At 37.4% G+C, this 19751-nt stretch carries 20 protein-coding genes; 4 read left to right on the forward strand and 16 right to left on the reverse strand.

Features of this window, described 5'->3' with window-relative positions; translation table 11 throughout:
- Positions 1–239 precede the first annotated feature (239 nt).
- Entirely contained in the window at positions 240–362 is a 123-nt protein-coding gene (locus tag J7E77_RS12125) for a GapA-binding peptide SR1P (protein WP_026566313.1), read from the reverse strand.
- Between the two features lie 265 nt (positions 363–627).
- Positions 628–927 carry a DUF3055 domain-containing protein gene (locus J7E77_RS12130; protein ID WP_214714642.1) on the reverse strand — a complete coding sequence of 100 codons (300 nt, stop codon included), beginning with the start codon at positions 925–927 and terminating at the stop codon, positions 628–630.
- Positions 928–1092: 165 nt separating this feature from the next.
- Between J7E77_RS12130 and J7E77_RS12135 the strand changes: the two genes are divergently transcribed.
- A complete protein-coding gene (locus J7E77_RS12135) occupies positions 1093–1527 on the forward strand; it encodes a DUF1885 family protein (protein ID WP_214714643.1) in 435 nt (144 codons plus the stop codon).
- Positions 1528–1987: 460 nt separating this feature from the next.
- On the opposite strand, the gene lpdA is transcribed toward J7E77_RS12135, so the two are convergent.
- The 5 genes from lpdA to J7E77_RS12160 form a co-directional block, all read right to left on the reverse strand.
- Positions 1988–3403, reverse strand: coding sequence for a dihydrolipoyl dehydrogenase (gene lpdA, locus J7E77_RS12140; protein ID WP_214714646.1), 1416 nt, complete (start codon positions 3401–3403; stop codon positions 1988–1990).
- Positions 3404–3407: 4 nt separating this feature from the next.
- Positions 3408–4739, reverse strand: a complete 1332-nt coding sequence (locus tag J7E77_RS12145) for a dihydrolipoamide acetyltransferase family protein (protein ID WP_214714648.1) — start codon at positions 4737–4739, stop codon at positions 3408–3410.
- A 78-nt stretch (positions 4740–4817) separates the two neighbouring features.
- Complete coding sequence (locus tag J7E77_RS12150) at positions 4818–5795, reverse strand: alpha-ketoacid dehydrogenase subunit beta (protein ID WP_214714650.1); 978 nt, start codon at positions 5793–5795, stop codon at positions 4818–4820.
- A gap of 3 nt (positions 5796–5798) precedes the next feature.
- The gene (pdhA, locus tag J7E77_RS12155) at positions 5799–6914 is read right to left on the reverse strand and encodes a pyruvate dehydrogenase (acetyl-transferring) E1 component subunit alpha (RefSeq protein WP_214714652.1); all 1116 of its coding nucleotides are present in this window, start codon (positions 6912–6914) and stop codon (positions 5799–5801) included.
- 499 nt (positions 6915–7413) lie between these two features.
- Positions 7414–8076 (reverse strand): YkyA family protein, encoded by a 663-nt coding sequence (locus J7E77_RS12160; RefSeq protein WP_308160561.1) that lies wholly within the window; start codon positions 8074–8076, stop codon positions 7414–7416.
- 183 nt (positions 8077–8259) lie between these two features.
- Between J7E77_RS12160 and def the strand changes: the two genes are divergently transcribed.
- On the forward strand, positions 8260–8814 hold the full coding sequence (gene def, locus J7E77_RS12165; RefSeq protein ID WP_214714656.1) for a peptide deformylase: 555 nt from the start codon (positions 8260–8262) through the stop codon (positions 8812–8814).
- A 73-nt stretch (positions 8815–8887) separates the two neighbouring features.
- On the opposite strand, the gene J7E77_RS12170 is transcribed toward def, so the two are convergent.
- On the reverse strand, positions 8888–9658 hold the full coding sequence (locus tag J7E77_RS12170; RefSeq protein WP_214714658.1) for a Cof-type HAD-IIB family hydrolase: 771 nt from the start codon (positions 9656–9658) through the stop codon (positions 8888–8890).
- A 523-nt stretch (positions 9659–10181) separates the two neighbouring features.
- Here J7E77_RS12170 and J7E77_RS12175 point away from each other — a divergent pair.
- Positions 10182–10391, forward strand: coding sequence for a DNA-dependent RNA polymerase subunit epsilon (locus tag J7E77_RS12175; RefSeq protein WP_088086236.1), 210 nt, complete (start codon positions 10182–10184; stop codon positions 10389–10391).
- A 6-nt stretch (positions 10392–10397) separates the two neighbouring features.
- The gene (gene rnjA, locus J7E77_RS12180; RefSeq protein ID WP_098261043.1) at positions 10398–12065 is read left to right on the forward strand and encodes a ribonuclease J1; all 1668 of its coding nucleotides are present in this window, start codon (positions 10398–10400) and stop codon (positions 12063–12065) included.
- A gap of 41 nt (positions 12066–12106) precedes the next feature.
- Here the strand turns inward: rnjA and J7E77_RS12185 are convergent, their stop codons facing one another.
- From J7E77_RS12185 to J7E77_RS12220, 8 genes are all read right to left on the reverse strand, one after another.
- Positions 12107–12766 (reverse strand): potassium channel family protein, encoded by a 660-nt coding sequence (locus J7E77_RS12185; protein ID WP_168242652.1) that lies wholly within the window; start codon positions 12764–12766, stop codon positions 12107–12109.
- Between the two features lie 86 nt (positions 12767–12852).
- Positions 12853–13767, reverse strand: coding sequence for a DUF4349 domain-containing protein (locus J7E77_RS12190; protein ID WP_214714661.1), 915 nt, complete (start codon positions 13765–13767; stop codon positions 12853–12855).
- Positions 13768–13908: 141 nt separating this feature from the next.
- Positions 13909–14364, reverse strand: a complete 456-nt coding sequence (locus J7E77_RS12195) for a TlpA disulfide reductase family protein (RefSeq protein ID WP_214714663.1) — start codon at positions 14362–14364, stop codon at positions 13909–13911.
- Between the two features lie 64 nt (positions 14365–14428).
- Positions 14429–14977 (reverse strand): peroxiredoxin, encoded by a 549-nt coding sequence (locus J7E77_RS12200; RefSeq protein ID WP_088086231.1) that lies wholly within the window; start codon positions 14975–14977, stop codon positions 14429–14431.
- A gap of 271 nt (positions 14978–15248) precedes the next feature.
- Entirely contained in the window at positions 15249–16382 is a 1134-nt protein-coding gene (locus J7E77_RS12205; RefSeq protein WP_214714665.1) for an N-acetyldiaminopimelate deacetylase, read from the reverse strand.
- A 122-nt stretch (positions 16383–16504) separates the two neighbouring features.
- Positions 16505–17215: a 2,3,4,5-tetrahydropyridine-2,6-dicarboxylate N-acetyltransferase gene (gene dapD, locus J7E77_RS12210; protein ID WP_168242647.1), complete on the reverse strand. Its 711-nt coding sequence runs from the start codon at positions 17213–17215 to the stop codon at positions 16505–16507.
- Between the two features lie 73 nt (positions 17216–17288).
- A complete protein-coding gene (locus J7E77_RS12215; RefSeq protein ID WP_214714667.1) occupies positions 17289–18176 on the reverse strand; it encodes a transcriptional regulator CcpC in 888 nt (295 codons plus the stop codon).
- A 33-nt stretch (positions 18177–18209) separates the two neighbouring features.
- Positions 18210–19721: an MDR family MFS transporter gene (locus J7E77_RS12220; RefSeq protein ID WP_214714669.1), complete on the reverse strand. Its 1512-nt coding sequence runs from the start codon at positions 19719–19721 to the stop codon at positions 18210–18212.
- Positions 19722–19751: the final 30 nt, after the last annotated feature.

Here is a 19751-nt window from a genome sequence, read left to right on the forward strand (position 1 = left end):
TAAAAAAATTGTCCATGCAAGCGATGCTTACTTTTGCTGCCATGAACTTGAAAAAGATGGCCAGCTGGACGTGGAAAGGTCCAGAATTGGCGTAATAATAGTCAAAGGATAGGTCTAAATTTTGCTCTTACGAGCAAAAATCCAATAAAAAGGCATCGAATGGGCTAATTCGAATGCCTTTTGTCTACAATCTGACAGGATTCCGATATCGGAATCCTGTTTTAATTTATGTTTAGTTATTATAAATCTTCCTCTGTATGATGATCCTCGCAACAATTGCCTTTAGAATAAAGCACCGTTACTTTTTCATCTTCAAAATGATCAATAGTAGAGTTACAAGTTTGACATACTAAAGTACCCATTTGTTCAACCCCCTTTTCATTATTGAATAATCACAAAACGAAGTATTTATATATCATTAATGTAATAATAATATATCACATTAGAAATATCAAGCCTAAATTGTATGTCACATTTAAAAATTTAGCTCATTTATACTTAGCTGTTGATTCCGCTCCAGGCGCTTCGCTTTCCGCTCCAATCAACATAGCTACAAAATTAAGAATGACCTTTATCACAGCCAAAAAATAATAAAAAAAAGACCCTATAGGGCCTTCTCTTGATAAATTATTCGTACTGAGTCTCAAACGGGATAGTTGGTAGTGTTTCGCTGAAAAACTCAGCTAAATCTGCTGCTTGCTGTTGATCAGGGATACGGAATACGGTTTGAAGGTAATCAATATCTTCGATGTCTTTTGGGTCGAGGAGAGTGGAACGGCCAGTCTGCATGCAGACAACTAGAGGTTTGCCGAAAAACATGTTGGTGTAAATTATGCCGAAATCATAACGGGTATGTTCCGTTGTAAATCCAATAAACCTTACCTTCACATTTTCATGTTCATCATAGAGCTTATCAAATAATTCCATGAGGCTCCTCCTTTTTTCTAAGAATGTTTAGAATACTATTATAATTCATTTTTCCTAAAGAAACAAGAAAACTTCTCCTTTTATTTAAAGCTATAGTTGTCATAAGATTTTATTAAATGCTAGAATAGAGAGGCATATATAATGGACTAATAGGGGGGAATGATGATGGCTGTTAATGCATATATTAAGCTAGTGCCTTCATCTACTAAACAAACAGTAACAATTGAAGAAGTTAAAGAATTATTTCATGAGTATAAAAATAACACTACAAAAACTGGTAATCAAATAGGTTGGCAATATGGAGAGTCAGCTTTTCCCTATGTAATTAAAGAAACATCAGAAGCGGACGGAAAATGGTTCTATTTACACTCTAACGATGACCGCTACTATGCCATTTTATTAGGTGTAGACCAGGAAACTATTCGAAATGAAGAAGGACAAGAACTAGAACAAACATACATACAAGTGACATTACCCGAACAATCTACGTATGGAGATAAGGGAAAAGCGAATGAATTTTGTAAATACCTTGCGAAAAAGCTGCAAGGGGAACTCCACCTTTTTAATGAGAGAATCATGTATTATTATCCTCGTAAATAAAAAAAGCTCCTTTTGGGGCTTTTTTTAGTGAATAAATAATTCCATGGTATAGTGAATCGAAGTATATATAACAAGGCTTAAAGTAGTGATAAAAAGCGTTTTACGCACTGATTTTGTGACCTGGTTTCCTATTAAAAATGCTAAATAAAAGAACACAAAAAACATAATGACTTTATAAATTAGCTGGTCATGCTTTGATAACCATTCAATAAATGTATATCCGCTCCAAATGATAAATTGCAGTATCACAACAATATAGACCCTCATATTTATCACCACTCTTAATACATTCACTTCTTCTTAGAATGCTCGTTCTTAAGTATATGTTCTAAAAGCGAGAGATATATTTTGTTTTTAAGTTGACAGGGATTTTTTTCTTTTATCTTTGTATAAATACAATTCGGTAAAAATAGTAAAAGTCCTTTCCGTTAGTTAACGAAAAGGACTATCTATTTATGAATTATTTCATAATGTGGATTGGGCTTCCTAAGGCAACTTCCGCCGCTTCCATTGTGATTTCTCCAAGTGTTGGATGAGCATGAATAGTCATGGCAAGATCTTCAGCAGACATTCCAGCTTCAATCGCAAGTCCCAATTCTGCAATCATATCTGATGCATTTGTTCCGGCAATCTGCGCCCCGATGACAAGTCCATCCTCTTTACGAGTAATTAATTTCATGAATCCATCACCACTGTCGAGTGATAATGCACGACCATTAGCTGCAAATGGGAATTTGGCCGCATTTACAACAATTCCTTCTTCTTTTGCTTGGTCTTCTGTATATCCAACTGAAGCTAATTCAGGATCAGAGAAGACAACAGCAGGAATACCTAAGTAATCAATTTCAGACGTGTGACCAGCAATTGCCTCAGCGGCAATTTTAGCTTCATATGAAGCTTTATGTGCCAATTGAGGGCCAGCAACAACATCACCAATAGCATAAATATTGCTAAGATTTGTGCGACATTGTTTATCGATTTCAATTAGTCCACGCTCAGTTAATTTAACACCAACTTGTTCTAAGCCCATTTCATCTGTGTTAGGACGTCGTCCGACCATTACAAAAACGTAATCAGCTTCGATTTTCTTTTCCTCGCCTTTTGTTTCGAACGTTACTACCACACCATTTTCAGTTTCTTCAACGCCCTTGGCAAACGCCTTTGTAAAGAACTCTGCACCTTTTTTCTTCATGCTTCGTTTTACGAGAGCAGCCATTTGCTTATCAAAAACACCAAGACCTAATATTTCTTCTGCACCTTCTAAAATGGTAACCTGACTGCCAAAGTTTGCGTATGCACCGCCAAGCTCAATCCCGATTACTCCGCCGCCAATAACGACGATTTTTTCAGGGATTTCATTTAAGTTAAGTGCCCCAGTAGAATTCAAAACACGTTTTGAATATTTAAAGGCAGGCAACTCAATCGGACGGGATCCAGTAGCAATAATAGCATTTTTAAAGGTATAAGTTTGCGCTGAATTTTCATCCATTACACGCAGCGTATTGGCATCGACAAAATATGCTTCACCACGGACAATGTTTACTTTGTTTCCTTTTAATAATCCCTCAACGCCGCCAGTTAATTTATTTACAATTCCTGATTTAAACTCTTGAACTTTTGTGAAATCCACTTTTACATTTTCAGCAGTAATCCCGAAGGTTTCAGAATGCATCGCTGTTTCATAGCGGTGACCAGCTGAAATTAATGCTTTAGAAGGGATACATCCTACATTTAAACAAACGCCGCCAACATATTCTTTTTCAACAATTGTCACTTTTTGTCCCAACTGCGCTGCACGAATAGCTGCAACATATCCCCCTGGGCCTGCTCCGATGACTATAGTATCTGTTTCAATTGGGAAATCTCCAACGACCATTTTATTACGCCTCCATTAACAATAGTTCTGGATCGTTCAATAAACGTTTAATATGATTTAATGCATTTTGTGCTGTTGCACCGTCAATCATGCGGTGGTCAAAACTTAATGAAAGTGCTAAAACCGGTGCAGCAACAATTTCACCGTTTCTAACGATTGGTTTTTCTGCAATCCGGCCAACGCCCAAAATTGCTACTTCAGGATGGTTAATAACTGGTGTAAACCATTGCCCGCCAGCTGAACCGATGTTTGAAATTGTACAAGATGCGCCCTTCATTTCGTTAGGTGCAAGTTTGCCGTCACGGGCTTTTACAGCTAATTCATTAATTTCATTTGAAATTGAGAATACTGACTTACGGTCTGCATCTTTTACTACTGGAACTAGCAATCCTTTTTCTGTGTCTGCTGCAATTCCAATATTATAATAATGTTTATGAATGATTTCACTAGTAGCATCATCAAGTGAAGTATTTAAAGCTGGGAATTCGCGTAATGCACTTGTTAATGCTTTAACGATGTATGGTAAGAAGGTAAGCTTAATTCCTTTAGCGGCTGCCACTTCTTTAAATTTCTTCCGGTGTGTAACAAGTTTAGTTACATCGATTTCATCCATTAATGTAACGTGAGGAGCAGTGTGTTTGGAATTAACCATTGCTTTAGCAATTGCCTTCCTGATCCCACTCATTTTTTCGCGAGTTTCTGGATATTCACCTTGTGGAATAGCCACGGCTGTTGCTTGCGGTGCCTCCACTTTAGCTGTTTCAACTTCTACAGCTACATTTGTCGCAGCTTGTGGTGCAGGTGCTGCTCCACCGCTTACAAAGGCGTCGATATCACCTTTCAAGACCCGGCCATTATTTCCGGTACCAGGTATTAACTTAATATTAATCCCTTTTTCACGCGCATATTTACGAACAGATGGCATAGCAACAATCCGGCGATTTGGATCTACTTCTACTTGCGGTGCCGTAGCAACTGCTGCTGGTTGAGGTGCTGCATCTTGTTTAACCTCAGGTGCTGGAGTTGTTACTGCTGCTTTTTCTTCTTGTTTCGGTTCATCAGCATGTTCATCGCCTTTAAATTGAAGGTTCTCGTACCCTGGGGCATCAAAGGTGACTAAAACCTGTCCAACAGTTGCGACAGTTCCTTCTCCTACTAATACTTCAAGAACTGTCCCTTCAACTGGGGACGGAATTTCTACCACTGCTTTATCATTTTGAATCTCGCAAAGTACATCATCTTCTTGAATTTTGTCGCCTGGCTTTACAAACCATTTAACAATTTCGCCTTCATGAATACCTTCACCGATGTCAGGCATTTTAAATTGAAATGACACTAGGATTCATCCTCCTAAATTACATGTATTTTTGAGCATCGAAATTATAGTAATTAGAGCGGTCAATTACGTAATTAATTAAAAATTTAAAACTTTTTTAGCTGTTTCCATTACATCTTTATAATTAGGCAGCCATGCAGCTTCCGCTTGCGGGAATGCAAAAATGGTATCAGGTGCAGCCACGCGCAATACAGGGGCTTCTAAGCTTAAAATTGCCCGGTCGTTAATTTCAGCAACAACGTTTGCAGCAATTCCTGCTTGTTTTTGAGCTTCTTGAACAACGATCGCACGACCTGTTTTTTCAACAGAAGCAATAATCGTTTCAATATCAATAGGACTTACTGTTCTTAAGTCAATAACTTCAGCAGAATGACCTTCTTTTTCTAGTTCCTCTGCGGCTTTTAATGACTCGTGAACCATTGCTCCATAAGTAACGATTGTTATATCTGTTCCTTCACGTTTTACTTCGGCTTTTCCTAGTGGAATTGTATATTCCCCTTCTGGAACTTCCTGACGGAACGAACGGTATAACTTCATATGCTCAAGGAAAATAACTGGGTCATTATCACGGATTGATGAAATGAGAAGTCCTTTAGCATCATATGGAGTTGATGGGATAACGACCTTTAAGCCAGGCTGTTGTGCCATAAGTCCTTCTAAACTGTCTGCGTGCATATCAGGTGTATGTACGCCGCCTCCAAATGGCGAACGAAATGTTACTGGAGCATTAAATTTGCCTCCGGTACGATAACGAAGACGAGCTGCCTGACCAGAAATTGAATCCATTACCTCATAAACGAAACCAAAGAATTGAATTTCTGGAACAGGACGAAAGCCTTGTAAACTAAGACCAATCGCTAATCCACCGATTCCGGATTCAGCAAGTGGTGTGTCAAAAACACGATCTTCGCCAAATTCATTTTGCAACCCTTCAGTTGCACGGAAAACACCACCGTTTACACCAACGTCTTCACCGAAAACCAATACATTCGGATCATTGCTTAATTCCACACGCAATGCATCTGTAATTGCTTGAATCATCGTCATTTGAGCCATGGCTTACTTCGACTCCTTTTCTTTATATATTTCATATTGCTCTTTTAAGTTTTGCGGCATTTCTTCATACATAATTGACATTAAATCAGTAACCTTTTGTTTAGGCGCTGCATCAGCTTTTTTAATTGCTTCTTTAATGTCTTCTTTCGCTTGTTCAATTACTTCATTTTCTTTTTCTTCTGTCCATAGACCTTTGTTTTCAAGGAATTTACGGAAACGTACTAATGGATCTTTCTTTTCCCATTCATTGTCAAGGTCTGCTGTACGATAACGTGTTGGATCATCACCAGCCATGGTATGAGGGCCATATCTGTAAGTTAATGTTTCAATGAATGTTGGACCTTCACCGTTAATTGCACGCTCACGTGCATCACGAGTAGCAGCATATACTGCTAAAGGATCCATACCGTCAACTTGAATACCAGGAATACCTGCAGCAACAGCTTTTTGAGCCAGAGTTTTGGCAGCCGTTTGCTTGTCAACAGGAGTTGAGATTGCAAAACGGTTATTTTGAGCAATAAAGATGGCTGGAGCTTTATACGCGCCTGCAAAATTCATTCCTTCATAGAAATCCCCTTGAGATGTACCACCGTCACCTGTATACGTAATTGCAACTGCTTTTACCCCACGCTTCTTCATACCGAGTGCTACACCAGCAGTCTGAACATACTGTGCACCGATAATGATTTGCGGGATAGCAATATTAACGCCATCAGGAATTTGTCCACCTTCAAAATGACCTCTGGACCATAAGAAGGCTTGGTATAAAGGTAAGCCATGCCAGATAATTTGTGGAACATCACGATATCCAGGTAAGATAAAATCTTCTTTTTCTAATGCAAACTGTGAAGCTAATTGAGATGCCTCTTGTCCTGCAGTTGGAGCGTAGAATCCTAATCTTCCTTGGCGATTTAAAGAGATAGAGCGCTGGTCAAGAATTCGTGTATAAACCATCCGGCGCATTAATTCCTGAAGCTGTTCATCTGTTAGGTCTGGCATCGCAGCCTCGTTTACGACTTCACCAACTTCATTAAGGATTTGAAGTGTTTGAAATTGTTCTTCTACAACTTCTAGTGTTTTCTTCGCATCAAGCTTGGCGTTCTGTGTTTTAGAAACCATTTAGGTCACCTCTTCCTTTCTATTCAAAACTTAATTTTTTTAAATATTATCCACTAAGTTAGAATACCCAAAAACTTAAGAATAAAAGACAGATGGACAATGTCATCCATTTTTCTTTATCATTTGGATAAACTCTTGATATTACACTCGATTTTGGTAAGCATAGTACATGAAACATACTTTCAAATAGTTTTTCACGTAATCGAAAAGTTAAAACAAAATACCTTTCCCCTTACCATCATCTTATTCTGTACCACTATTTTATGTAACATCATTGATACAATTAATTAACACTTTTTAAGTTTACATCATTAGTTTTTGCACGTCAAATACTAATTTTCAATATTTTTCACCACGTTCATGTTGCTAAATAATATAAACATTTTTTCTTCTGTATTACTTTATTTCTACATCTGTTATATACAATTCCTCATTTAATTAATTGTTATAATATACAAAAAATCGGCCTATTCAGCCGATTATTTTGATGAAATAATATTTAATTACTTGATTTAAGCCCTGCCTGCTTATAAAATGACATTTTTTTTTCATTGTACTGTTCTGTTAACATATTAAATTTTTCATTGGCATTATAAACTCTTTTATACGTTTCATTTAACTTATTTACCTGTGCTTCAAGGTCTTCAAGTGGAAGATTTTTATTTTTAAACATTTCATACAATTCTTTATCATTTTTCAGTGCTTCATTATACTCTAGGTATAACGCTTCATGAGCTTTATATCTTTCCATCATTATCTCATATAGTTCATTAGCTAATTTCGTTAAATCGCGATCTTCTAATTTATCCTTAATATCCCTGGCCTTTATGAATTCTTTCTGGGATTCTTTAATGCTGTTCGTTTCTTTCTCCATCAGCGCTTTTCTATCATCAGCTAATAATATTGCTTCATCTGAAAGTTTTACGATTTGAGCATATTCTTTCATGCCAAGTTTGATAATCTGGTCATAAATTTCTTTTTCTTTTTTTTCAAGTGTAACAAGGGGATTCTGTTGTTCCTCAAATTCTTTTTCGGCTGAAACGACTTTTTCTAACACATCATACATTTTTTCGACTGGAGACTTTTCTTTCGAACACCCAGCAAAAATAACAATCAAAACGGATAAACATAAAATCAAACAATACTTTTCTTTTAATGACACATTATAAACCTCCTGCCTATTCCAATTCCTACTATATCGACACCTGGTTTGTTTGACAATACAATATCCCATAAAAAAGGTTGTAAAACAGTTACTTGAATCAAATATTAACTTTTTATCAATTGTCTGATAGACTATTTATTATTAATAATTTTATGTTAAAGCACAGGAGTGAGTGGAATCATGATTACGATGGAAGATATCATTCGAGATGGTCATCCTTCCCTTAGAAAAGTGGCTGCAGAAGTATCCATGCCGCCATCAGAAGAGGATAAACAAATATTATTTAGCTTATTAGAATATGTAATTAATAGCCAAAATCCTGAAAAGTCGGTACAATTTGGTTTACGCCCTGGAATAGGTTTGGCTGCCCCGCAAATAAATGTTCTAAAACGGATGATAGCCGTGCATCTTACTGATGACACAGGTACTCTTTATAGTTATGCATTATTTAATCCCAAAATTATCAGCCATTCTGTTGAGAAGTCCTATTTACAAGCAGGTGAAGGGTGTCTTTCCGTTGATAAGTCCATTCCCGGGTACGTCCCAAGACATGCAAGAATTACTGTAAAGGGAACAAATCTTAACGGTGAAGAAGTGAAACTACGGTTAAAGGGGCTTGCATCTATTTGCTTTCAACACGAAATCGATCATTTAAATGGTGTTATGTTTTATGATTATATCAATCATGAAGACCCATTAAAACCAATCCAAGGAGCCATAGCCATCGAAAGATAATCAAACAGGAGCTGCATTGATTTTGGGCTACAGATATATAAAGAACCGGCCCTTCCTCGGGTCGGTTCTCAATTTATATTAACTGTAGTTCTTTTAACCCATTCCAGATACCATCTTCGGAAACATCGCTTGTAATAAGATCTGCAAGTTCTTTGGCTTCAGGGACACCATTCCCCATGGCAACGCCTGTTCCAACCGCCTTCAACATTTCTAAATCATTTAAACCATCTCCGAAGGCATAAACATCCTTCAACTCAAACCCCAAACGTTTGATCATTCGTTTTATTCCTTCTGCTTTTGAACCACCCTTTGGTAAAACATCGACAGAATATGGATGCCATCTGATAAAATCAAATTGGGGATAGTCAGAGAAATATAAACATTCATCTTTATTTTCACAAAAAAGGAGGCTTTGATACATTTTTCGATTGACATAAAAAGAGTCATCTTCCTCTGGATGAGGGAAATTTAGGCTCCCCATGCTTTTTTCAACAAATGGATGATGCTTAACACTTGCCTTCATTGTTTTTTCGTTCATAAACACTAATGGATGATTGTTTGACTTTGTATGGTTAAATAATTTATTTAGCTCATTTTCATTCAAAGGGTTCTCATATATAACTTCATTCTCAAAAACTACAAATTGACCGTTAAAGCTCACATAGGAGTCAATTCCAAGTACATTCCGCAGGCCTTCAAACATAAACGGAGCTCTGCCAGTGGCAATTGCGACAAATACATCATTCTTCTTAAGTAAATTGATGGCATTTATCGTGCTTTCGGGTAGGTTTTTTTCATGATCGAGTAATGTGCCGTCTATGTCAAAAAATACAATTTTCTTCATTTAATATGTACTCCTTTTTGTCGAATCCTCTAAACTGTAAAAATATCCCCCCACAGTTCTTTATTCTTTAAAACACTAAACTTTATATTAAAAAAAGTCAATTTATAATTTGTCAATGTAATTCCATGTTTAACCATGATTGAATCAGCAATTTCATCATATAATATAGTAAAAATACTCTTATTTTAAAAAAACTTCAATAATCTGCCATCGCTTACTTTACATTGGACAAGGATTGTATAAAATAAGAGGTAAGGAGATGATCCACTATGTTAAAGAAGCTAAGGAAGAAGCTTTTAAAACAGTGGAAAGAATTACTGCGAAAGAAATCCATTGCCTAAATTTTTTCTAGGGCCCTTCAAACTTGCGAAGGGCTCCTTCGTTATTGTAAATTGTAAAAACAACGATTCTTTTTTACATACTTTTCATATAAGTCTAATGGTTTCCAAAGAAAATAAATGAAAAAGATGAAAATGTTTTATATAATAGAAAAAGTTATGATTCAGTTAGGAGCGAAATTGTAATGATATTTAAAGTATATTATCAGGAAAACATCAAAGAAGTACCAGTCAGAGAGAATACAAAAACCCTATTTATTGAAGGAGAATCGGTAAGAGATGTCCGCTCGAAAATAGCCGACCGTGGGTTTAATGTTGAATTTGTTCAAGAAGTTAAGGGAGCTCATTTAAAATATGAACTTCAAAATGAAGACTATAAAGTATTGGAGAAATGATAATTTATGAAATTTGTTAAGAATGATCAAACTGCGGTTTTTGCCCTGGGTGGTTTAGGCGAAATTGGCAAAAACACGTATGCGGTTCAGTTTCAGGATGAAATAATATTAATTGATGCCGGAATCAAATTTCCTGAGGATGAGCTATTAGGTATTGATTACGTAATTCCTGATTATACCTATTTGGTTAAAAATCAAGATAAAATAAAAGGATTATTTGTTACACACGGACATGAAGATCACATTGGCGGTATTCCCTATTTATTACGCGAGATTAATGTTCCAATTTATGGTGGGAAACTCGCTCTTGGATTAATTAAAAATAAACTAGAGGAACACGGCTTATTAAGAAATGCTAAGTTGATAGACATTAAAGAAGACGATATCATCAAATTCCGCAAAACATCGGTTACTTTTTTCCGCACCACCCACAGTATTCCTGATTCTTATGGGATTGTTGTTAAAACTCCGCCTGGTCAAATTGTCCATACTGGAGATTTTAAATTTGATTTTACCCCTGTAGGTGAACCTGCCAATCTAACCAAAATGGCTGAAATAGGTAAAGAAGGCGTTTTATGTTTACTATCAGATAGTACAAATAGTGAAATACCTGAATTCACCATGTCAGAACGTCGGGTAGGCGACAGCATCAATGATATTTTCCGTAAAGTGGACGGTCGTATCATTTTTGCTACCTTTGCATCTAATATCCATAGATTGCAGCAAGTGGTAGAAGCAGCAGTAGTATACGGAAGAAAAGTAGCGGTTTTTGGCCGAAGCATGGAAGCAGCTATCAATATCGGACTTGAATTAGGGTATATTAATGCACCTAAAGAGACTTTTATTGAAGCGAATCAAATAAACCGTCTTCCCGCTGATAAAGTTACGATCCTTTGTACCGGAAGTCAGGGCGAAGCAATGGCTGCTCTTTCAAGAATTGCTAATGGCACACACAGACAAATTCAAATCATTCCTGGTGACACTGTGGTATTTTCATCCTCACCTATTCCAGGGAACACAATTAGTGTGAGTCGAACGATTAATATGCTCTATAGAGCTGGCGCGGAAGTTATTCACGGTAAACTAAGTAATATTCATACTTCTGGTCATGGTGGACAGGAAGAACAAAAACTAATGCTGCGTTTAATTCGACCAAAGTTCTTTATGCCAATCCACGGTGAATATCGAATGCAACGAATGCACGCTAAGATCGCGGTTGATTGCGGAGTACAAGAAGAAAATTGTTTTATTATGGACAATGGTGAAGTGTTAGCTCTTTCTGAGGATACTGCTCAGGTTGCTGGAAAGATTCCATCTGGTTCTGTTTATATCGACGGCAGTGGTGTAGGCGATATTGGAAATATTGTCTTACGTGACCGTAGAATTCTTTCTGAGGAAGGATTAGTTGTTGTGGTCGTAAGTATTAATATGAAGGAATTTAAAATTGCTTCAGGACCTGACCTCATTTCTCGAGGATTTGTTTATATGAGAGAATCCGGTGATTTAATTAACGATGCTCAAAATCTAATCACCAAGCACTTAAATAGAGTGATGGAAAGAAAGACAAGCCAATGGTCTGAAATTAAAAATGAAATTACAGATACATTAGCGCCTTTCCTATACGAAAAAACAAAGCGCAGACCAATGATTTTACCAATCATTATGGAAGTGTAAGAATAAGAAAAGCGGAAGCGCCTCGAGCGCTTCCGCTTTATTTATTCTAGTACTTTTTTTTCAAATCGATTGATGTCTTGGTCGGTTCCAATCACGATTAAAACATCGTTTACGTGAAACGTTTCTTTGGCCTGTGGAGAAACAATAATTTCTTCTCCTCTTTTTATGGCGACAATATTCAAACCATATTTCTTGCGAATATCCAAATCCATAATCGTATGACCACTAAGTTTTCCATTTGCAACAATTTCAACGATACTGTGTTCATCTGATAGTTCAAGATAGTCGACCACATTACTCGAAGCCATATTGTTAGCAATCCGTTTTCCCATGTCTCTTTCTGGGTGAACAACACTGTCTGCACCAATTTTCCTCAAAACTTTTTCATGGTAATCGTTTTGAGCCTTAGCTGTAATACGCACTACACCTAATTCCTTAAGAATAAGAGTTGTAAGTATACTTGATTGAATATCATCGCCAATAGCTACAATCACATGATCGAAGTTACGAATCCCAAGGCTTTTCAAAACAGCTTCGTCTGTTGTATCCCCTACAACCGCATGAGAAGCAATCATTGCATATTCATTTACTCGTTCTTCATTTTTATCGATAGCAAGAACTTCCATCCCCTCATCGGTAAGAGTTCGGCAAATACTTCCACCGAATCGACCAAGCCCAATGACTGCGAAACTTTTCTTCATATATAACTCCCCCGGTTAAATCATTATCTTATTATGTTTCATTTTAGCATCCTTCGTCAGATTTATATAGAGAGGGCTATCCCTTCTTATTCCTGCCCCTGTCTGGACTTCCTCTTTTTAAGATAGTAAAGGAGAAAAAATACTATAATAAATAAAATGGCTAGAACTGGCAGGTTACCAACGATAAAAACAACCAAGCCTGATAAACCAACTAATAACATATTGATGCTTTTCATGAATTGTTTTTTTGTTTTCTCCCAAGTATTTAATTTATCTTTATTAATTGTAGGTACAACTACGCTTTTTTCGTAAAGGGTTATGTTAACCGTCGAAAGGGAGGTTTGGTTTTCTAAAAACTTCATCTTTCCTTCAATGATCTCAATTTCCTCTTGTACAGATGCTAAATCAGCAGAAATTTTCAATAAATCTTCTGTTTTTACTGCACTTTTCATGAAAGTGAGTAATCGTTCTTCCACCACCTTTTTTGATTTTAATCTGGACTCAAGATCAACATATTCCTCGGTTACATCCTGCCCTGTTATGCTTCTTTGCAAAACCTCTGCTGCTTGGCTCTCAGCGTCATGTAAAAAGGTCTGAAAGTGCTTTTGTGGTATTCTGATTTTAATGCTGCCGCTTACCAGCTCGTTGCCCTCTTTTGATACATTAGACTCTGCTATATAACCTCCATATTTTATTACTTTTTCTTCAAGGATACGGACTGTCTGATCAAATTTCTTTACTCGCAGTTGTAGATCCGCTTGATAAATGACCATTTGGTTTGGAATTTTTATATTTACAGCTGTGGAACTTTTTTCAGCCTTTTCTGTTTCACCCGAGTAAAAGTCTGCTTCCTCCCCACCGCCAGATTCGGCTGAATCCATAGCAACCTCATTACTTTCACTCATTTTTGCACTTTTATCTTCGCTATTGGAACTGCACCCTGTTATCCAAAATAATAAGATAATGAAAAAGATAGGAAACCAACGTTTTAGCTTTATCAACTTCTGACACCCCTTTTTCCTCTAATGGTTAAGTCCTGTATATATAAATACCGACGATTAAAAGGATGCTAGGTTACAGGTAAAGAAAAAAAAATAAAAATGCTGCCCGTTGAATATAACGGACAGCACTTAGATCGTTTTTTATTCTGTTTTTTCCAACTCATCCAACACTCGGTTTACACGCTTCTCGAGCATTTTCATGCCGCTTCCGCCTGCTTGGAAATGGCGGAGCTTACCTTCTTTGTCAAATACATAATAAGCTGGTACATATTGATTTTCAAGGGCTTCTGTCAACTTGTGATCACTGTCGACAAAAATCGGTTGATTGATTCCATGCTCAGATGCCACTCGTTTAATTTCATCTAGGTTAAGGTCGTTTTCAGAACGCGGCATATGAACAGCAACCACATTTAACTTGTCCTTAAAATCATCACGGAATTGATTTACCTGCGGCATCGCTTCCTTACAAAGATGGCAGCTAATCGACCAAAAATGAAGCAATGTTGGTTTTTCTCCGATTAGGTCTGCTCTTGTCACTTCACCGTTTAACCATTCAGTTGCCCCAGTTAGCTCTGGCATTGGTTCACGTAATTTCATCGATAATCCCCCTATTAAAAAGACCTAACACTTTAAAAGGTTAGGTCTATCTGTTTTGTTCAAATTATACGTTCAATGTAGCTTGTCCAGGCTTCCAGTTTGCTGGGCAAAGACCGCCAGTTTGTAATGCTTGAAGAACACGTAAAGTTTCATCCACGTCTCGCCCGATGTTGTTGTGATTTACAACAGAATACTTTAATTCACCCTCTGGATCGATAATGAATAAACCACGAAGTGCGATACCTTCTTCTTCAATTAATACTCCATAATCACGAGCTACCACATGGTTAGTATCTGCAGCAAGAGGATAGTTTAAATCGCCAAGACCATTTTCTTTACGATCTGTTTTAATCCAAGCAAGATGAGTGTGGATTGTGTCAGTAGAAGCACCAACGATAACTGCATCTAAATCATCAAACTCTTCATAACGATCGGACATCGCTGTTATTTCAGTTGGACAAACAAATGTAAAGTCCATTGGATAAAAGAACAACACTGTCCATTTATCGTTTTTCATGTTTTCTTCCAAACTTACTTTTTTAAATTCTTTGTTTGGCATTACAGCATCCATTTCAAAGCGTGGTGCTTGTTTACCTACCATACGTTCTGGCATTCAAATCCCTCCAAATAATTAATAAATGAGTATTTATAGCAATTCTCATTTGCTATCCTTTTCACAATTCTAATTATAGGCCACATCTTATTTTGAGTCAATATTAAATTATAATTAATTTAATTAAATACTTATTATCAATTATAACCTTATTTCCCCTCCATAAGTTTTCCCTAATTGTGTGAGAATAAACGACGATATGTAACAATTTCCCTTTTAATTCTCTATAATTTTATCATGATTGCTAATCAGAACAAAATAAAACGCCTTCTTATTTAAGATTTAATCGATTCCCTAGATTAGTTATATAGCTTGTCATTACTTTTACAGCTACTTCAATCGCACCCTCTTGTGGATTTAATTTTGAATGGTGTAAACCATAGGACGAATCGACTCCAAGCCAAAACATTAGCCCTGGAATCTCTTTAAGCATGTATCCAAAGTCTTCTCCTGTCATCGCTTCCTTGCACTCGATTACTTCAACATTTGTTTCGTTTTGAAGATATTTCATAAAATCTCTTGTAATAGATTCAGTATTATAGACTTGATGATACATCGAACCATAATCGATGACTGCTTCACATTCAAAACCTGCCTCGATTCCCTTCACAAGCGCCTCAATTCGATGTTTAACCTTTTTCATCGATTCAGCAGAAAGCGTCCGGATCGTTCCCTCAAGCCTTGCATTTTCAGCAATAATATTTTGAACAGTACCGCTAGTGATTTTTCCAATCGTTATAACCGCACTATCTAAGGGGTCGACATTCCTTGAAACAATCGTTTGCAGCTGGTTTACCAATGTACATGCTGCGACAACCATATCATTCGTTTCATGGGGTCTAGCGGCATGCCCCCCCTTACCCTTTAGATCAATAAACAGTTCAGAAGTATTAGCAAATAGTAACCCTTCCTTAACCGCGATAGTTCCAACTGGATACTCTGGTGCAATATGTAAGGCAAAAATCAGGTCAGGCTTCCATTCCAGCATCTCATCTGATTTTAACATCGGTTCCGCTCCGCCAGGTCCTTCCTCTGCAGGCTGAAAAACAAACATAAGGTCGTCTGCAATTGGGTTATTCGTAAAATAAGTTAGTACCCCAAGAGCGATGCTCATGTGGAAATCATGCCCACATGCGTGCATCTTGTTATCGTGGGTCGATGAGAAAGGTAATCCTGTTTCTTCGCTAATTGGAAGTCCATCGATGTCTGTTCTATAACCAATCGTTTTTTGGGGATTTAAGCCATGAACCTTTACAAACAACCCTGTCTTCCATATTTTTATCGTGATACGATCTTGTGGTAAAGACTCAAGGTAAGACAATAAATAGGCTTGTGTCTCAAACTCTTGAAATCCTAGTTCTGGAATTTGATGAAGGTCACGGCGGATTTTAATCAATGGATTCATTTATTAACTCTCCTTTTAAAAAAGAAGCGTGGATATGCTCCACGCTTTTCTACTTATACTTAGAGAACTATCTAGCTCCAGCGCCCGGCGGCTAGAGTACTTCGCGCAAAGGAAGCGGGCTTTTAAAGTTGACGAAGTTCTTGCATTATTTCAGTTTTTGACTTCGTTTTTTCATCAATATCTTTAATTTTCCTTGCCGGCATCCCTGCTACAACTGTATAAGGAGCAACATCTTGAGTGACAACTGCACCTGCAGCGACTACTGAACCTGTTCCAACTGTTACCCCTTCAAGAACAACGGCATTCGCTCCAATAAGAACATCATCCTCAATAATAACAGGCTTCGCAGATGGGGGTTCAATAACACCAGCCAAGACAGTTCCCGCCCCAATATGACAATTCTTCCCGACAGTAGCTCTTCCACCTAGAACAACACCCATATCAATCATCGATTTTTCACCAATAACGGCACCGATATTGATAACGGCTCCCATCATAATAACGGCATTATCACCGATTTCCACTTGATCACGAATAGTAACACCTGGCTCAATTCGGGCATTAATATGCTTATTATCTAACAAAGGGATTGCAGAATTACGACGGTCATTTTCAACCACTTGATCTTCAATTTTTTCTTTATGTGCTTCTAACACTTCATTAATTTCAGACCATTCACCAAAAATGACACCCGTATTTCCATTAATAAAAGTTTTTGTATTGTTTCCAAAATCAATTCCTGCTAATTCACCTTTTAAATAAACCTTTACAGGTGTAGATTTTTTACTATTTTGGATAAAAGAAATAATTTCATTTGCATCCATCATCTTCATTATTTTACCCCCTATGTATTCGTACTAAAAAATACTTTAACAAACAAAAGAAACGAAAACAAGAAAAACTACCCTAATCTCCTGAAGATTCAGCGATATGTTCCTTAATTAATTCTACAAAGGCTGAAACTTGCTTTAATTGAAAGGCCGATTCATAGCCCAGTAGCCATGTATCACGTTTAAGAGGTTCATTATTCTCATTTAAAAGCGGTATTTTGAAAATTTCCTTTTCTGCTTTAGTTAATGTTATGGCGGGCAGGATGGCGTAGCCAATGCCATTGAAAGCCATCTGCTTGCATGTCTCAATTTGATCAACCACAACGGTCCTCTTGGGTGAAGTCTTAAAATTGTGCATCCACCAATCTTGAATTTCTTGGAAATAATTAGAATCACTTTTAAATTGAATGAAGGGGCGGTCCGTATTTAAAACTTGTTCCGGACTGGTAATTTCCCTGTCTACTAAATAAAGAGGATCGTTAAATAGATGAACCTTAATTCCTTTCCAATCGGGTGTACCACGGATAATCCCAATATGAACTTGATCGTCATATAAGCATTTTAAAATTTCGCTGCTCCATCCAGTTACTAATGAAATTTTGGCTTGAGGATATCTATCAATAAATTTCTTTAAAACCTGTGGAAGCCAGTTTTGGCCTACAATCGAAGCAACAGCAATCTTCAAAGTACCTGACACACCTGATTGAAGGGAATGAATGGTTTCACGCACCTTTTCTTGCTTAGTTAGTACTTCATTTGCAAATTGGATGACATGCTCACCTGAGGGGGTTAGAGCTAGACCTTTTTGCGAGCGAATAAATAATTTCGTTCCCCAATCTTTTTCGATTGTTTGCAATCGTTGCGAAAGCGCTGGCTGTGAAACAAACAGCCGTTCCGATGCCTTCCGCATATTCATCTCCTGGGCTAAAACGGATAATAATTGAAATTCTGATAATGAGGACAAGATTGTTCCCCTCCTTAAAAAAGCTCTGTGAAGTTACACAGAGCTATCGTTCTTTTTCGGTATAAAAAATATTAACAGTAAACTTATGATTGCCAAGGCGAAGACAACATAATAAACAGAGTGAAGAGAAATGGTTAACCCATTCTGCAAGAAACTCCGGACTGATTCAGAGAGATTTTCTCGCTCAGCAGATTTTAAGAGTAGATTGACATCATCTACTGATAAGGAATGATCATTCTCGCTTAAATATTGACTCAACCTGTTATTAAGGATTCCCCCCAGTAATGCTGCACCAATTGTATTTCCAAGATTTCTCATAAACATATTAGATGCAGTTGCGATGCCTCTCTGTTCCCAACCAACCGTACTTTGAATCGAGACAATAAAGGCAGTGGATGTTAAGCCCATCCCTAATCCAACGAAAAAAGAACCCACTGCTGCCCATAAAGGCCCTGAGGAGGCTGACATCGTCAAGAAGGCAATGCTGCCAATGATTAACGAGACACCACCGATAATAGATGTTTTTCGATAACCCATCGTTATCAACAACCGTCCCGCAAGTGTGGATGCAATTGGCCACCCGATTGACATAGCTGTCAACGTAAAACCCGCAACAATGGGTGTTTGTTCCATAACACCTTGCACAAATGTAGGTAAAAAGCTCGAAATTCCAATTAACATGATTCCCGTAGAAAGCGAGGTAGTGTTGGCTATAAGAATAGAGCGTTCCTTCCAAATTGAAAATGGCATTACTGGCTCTCTAGCACGGGCTTCCTGAAATACAAACCCAAGTAATGTTACAGCGCTGAAAGCAAAAAAGCTTAGCGACTGCCAAGATCCCCATGCAAAGCGGCTCCCACCTTCTACAAGGATAAACATTAACGAAGAAATTGTCATCGTTAACAAAATAGCACCAAGATAATCTATTTCATGTTTTTTCCTTTGGACATTTTCATGTAAGAACAGCCATAGGCCTACTAAGGACAGAATCCCAAGCGGAATGTTTATCCAGAATACATAATGCCAACTTACATATTGGACAAGTAAGCCTCCAACAGCAGGTCCAGTAATCGCCGAAACACCCCATACACTAGCTAGGTATCCCTGAATTTTAGCCCGTTCTTCTGCAGTATAGATATCGCCAATTATTGTTGTCGCAATCGGTGTGACAGCACCTGCTCCAAACCCTTGAATCAAACGAAAAATAATCAACATTTTCATTGATGTGGCGAATCCACAAAGAATGGATCCTAATAAAAAAATTAATATTCCAATCGTAAGAATTGGTTTTCGACCAAATAAGTCAGATAATTTACCATAAATAAGAACGGTTACAGAATTCATTAACAAGTACGCAGAAAATACCCAACTATATAGTGTAAACCCGCCTAAATCAGCGACAATTGCGGGCATTGCGGTTGAAACAATCGTTGCTTCAATCGCCCCCATAAACATCGCTAACATTACGGCGGCTAGAACTAGTGGCTTTTTCGTTTGCCTGCTGTTGGACTTTCCTTTGGATATCTTCTCAGTAGAAGTACTCATATTCACACCTCAAACTTAAAAAAAATCAAG

It is taken from the genome of Bacillus sp. ISL-77, from assembly GCF_018613105.1.

What these genes read in the sequence shown, in the direction of transcription:
- J7E77_RS12125 (WP_026566313.1), bottom strand. Translation starts at nt 362, where the DNA reads ATGGGTACTTTAGTATGTCAAACTTGTAACTCTACTATTGATCATTTT.
- J7E77_RS12130 (WP_214714642.1), bottom strand. Translation starts at nt 927, where the DNA reads ATGGAATTATTTGATAAGCTCTATGATGAACATGAAAATGTGAAGGTA.
- J7E77_RS12135 (WP_214714643.1), top strand. Translation starts at nt 1,093, where the DNA reads ATGGCTGTTAATGCATATATTAAGCTAGTGCCTTCATCTACTAAACAA.
- lpdA (WP_214714646.1), bottom strand. Translation starts at nt 3,403, where the DNA reads ATGGTCGTTGGAGATTTCCCAATTGAAACAGATACTATAGTCATCGGA.
- J7E77_RS12150 (WP_214714650.1), bottom strand. Translation starts at nt 5,795, where the DNA reads ATGGCTCAAATGACGATGATTCAAGCAATTACAGATGCATTGCGTGTG.
- pdhA (WP_214714652.1), bottom strand. Translation starts at nt 6,914, where the DNA reads ATGGTTTCTAAAACACAGAACGCCAAGCTTGATGCGAAGAAAACACTA.
- def (WP_214714656.1), top strand. Translation starts at nt 8,260, where the DNA reads ATGATTACGATGGAAGATATCATTCGAGATGGTCATCCTTCCCTTAGA.
- J7E77_RS12170 (WP_214714658.1), bottom strand. Translation starts at nt 9,658, where the DNA reads ATGAAGAAAATTGTATTTTTTGACATAGACGGCACATTACTCGATCAT.
- J7E77_RS12175 (WP_088086236.1), top strand. Translation starts at nt 10,182, where the DNA reads ATGATATTTAAAGTATATTATCAGGAAAACATCAAAGAAGTACCAGTC.
- rnjA (WP_098261043.1), top strand. Translation starts at nt 10,398, where the DNA reads ATGAAATTTGTTAAGAATGATCAAACTGCGGTTTTTGCCCTGGGTGGT.
- J7E77_RS12185 (WP_168242652.1), bottom strand. Translation starts at nt 12,766, where the DNA reads ATGAAGAAAAGTTTCGCAGTCATTGGGCTTGGTCGATTCGGTGGAAGT.
- J7E77_RS12195 (WP_214714663.1), bottom strand. Translation starts at nt 14,364, where the DNA reads ATGAAATTACGTGAACCAATGCCAGAGCTAACTGGGGCAACTGAATGG.
- J7E77_RS12200 (WP_088086231.1), bottom strand. Translation starts at nt 14,977, where the DNA reads ATGCCAGAACGTATGGTAGGTAAACAAGCACCACGCTTTGAAATGGAT.
- J7E77_RS12205 (WP_214714665.1), bottom strand. Translation starts at nt 16,382, where the DNA reads ATGAATCCATTGATTAAAATCCGCCGTGACCTTCATCAAATTCCAGAA.
- dapD (WP_168242647.1), bottom strand. Translation starts at nt 17,215, where the DNA reads ATGAAGATGATGGATGCAAATGAAATTATTTCTTTTATCCAAAATAGT.
- J7E77_RS12220 (WP_214714669.1), bottom strand. Translation starts at nt 19,721, where the DNA reads ATGAGTACTTCTACTGAGAAGATATCCAAAGGAAAGTCCAACAGCAGG.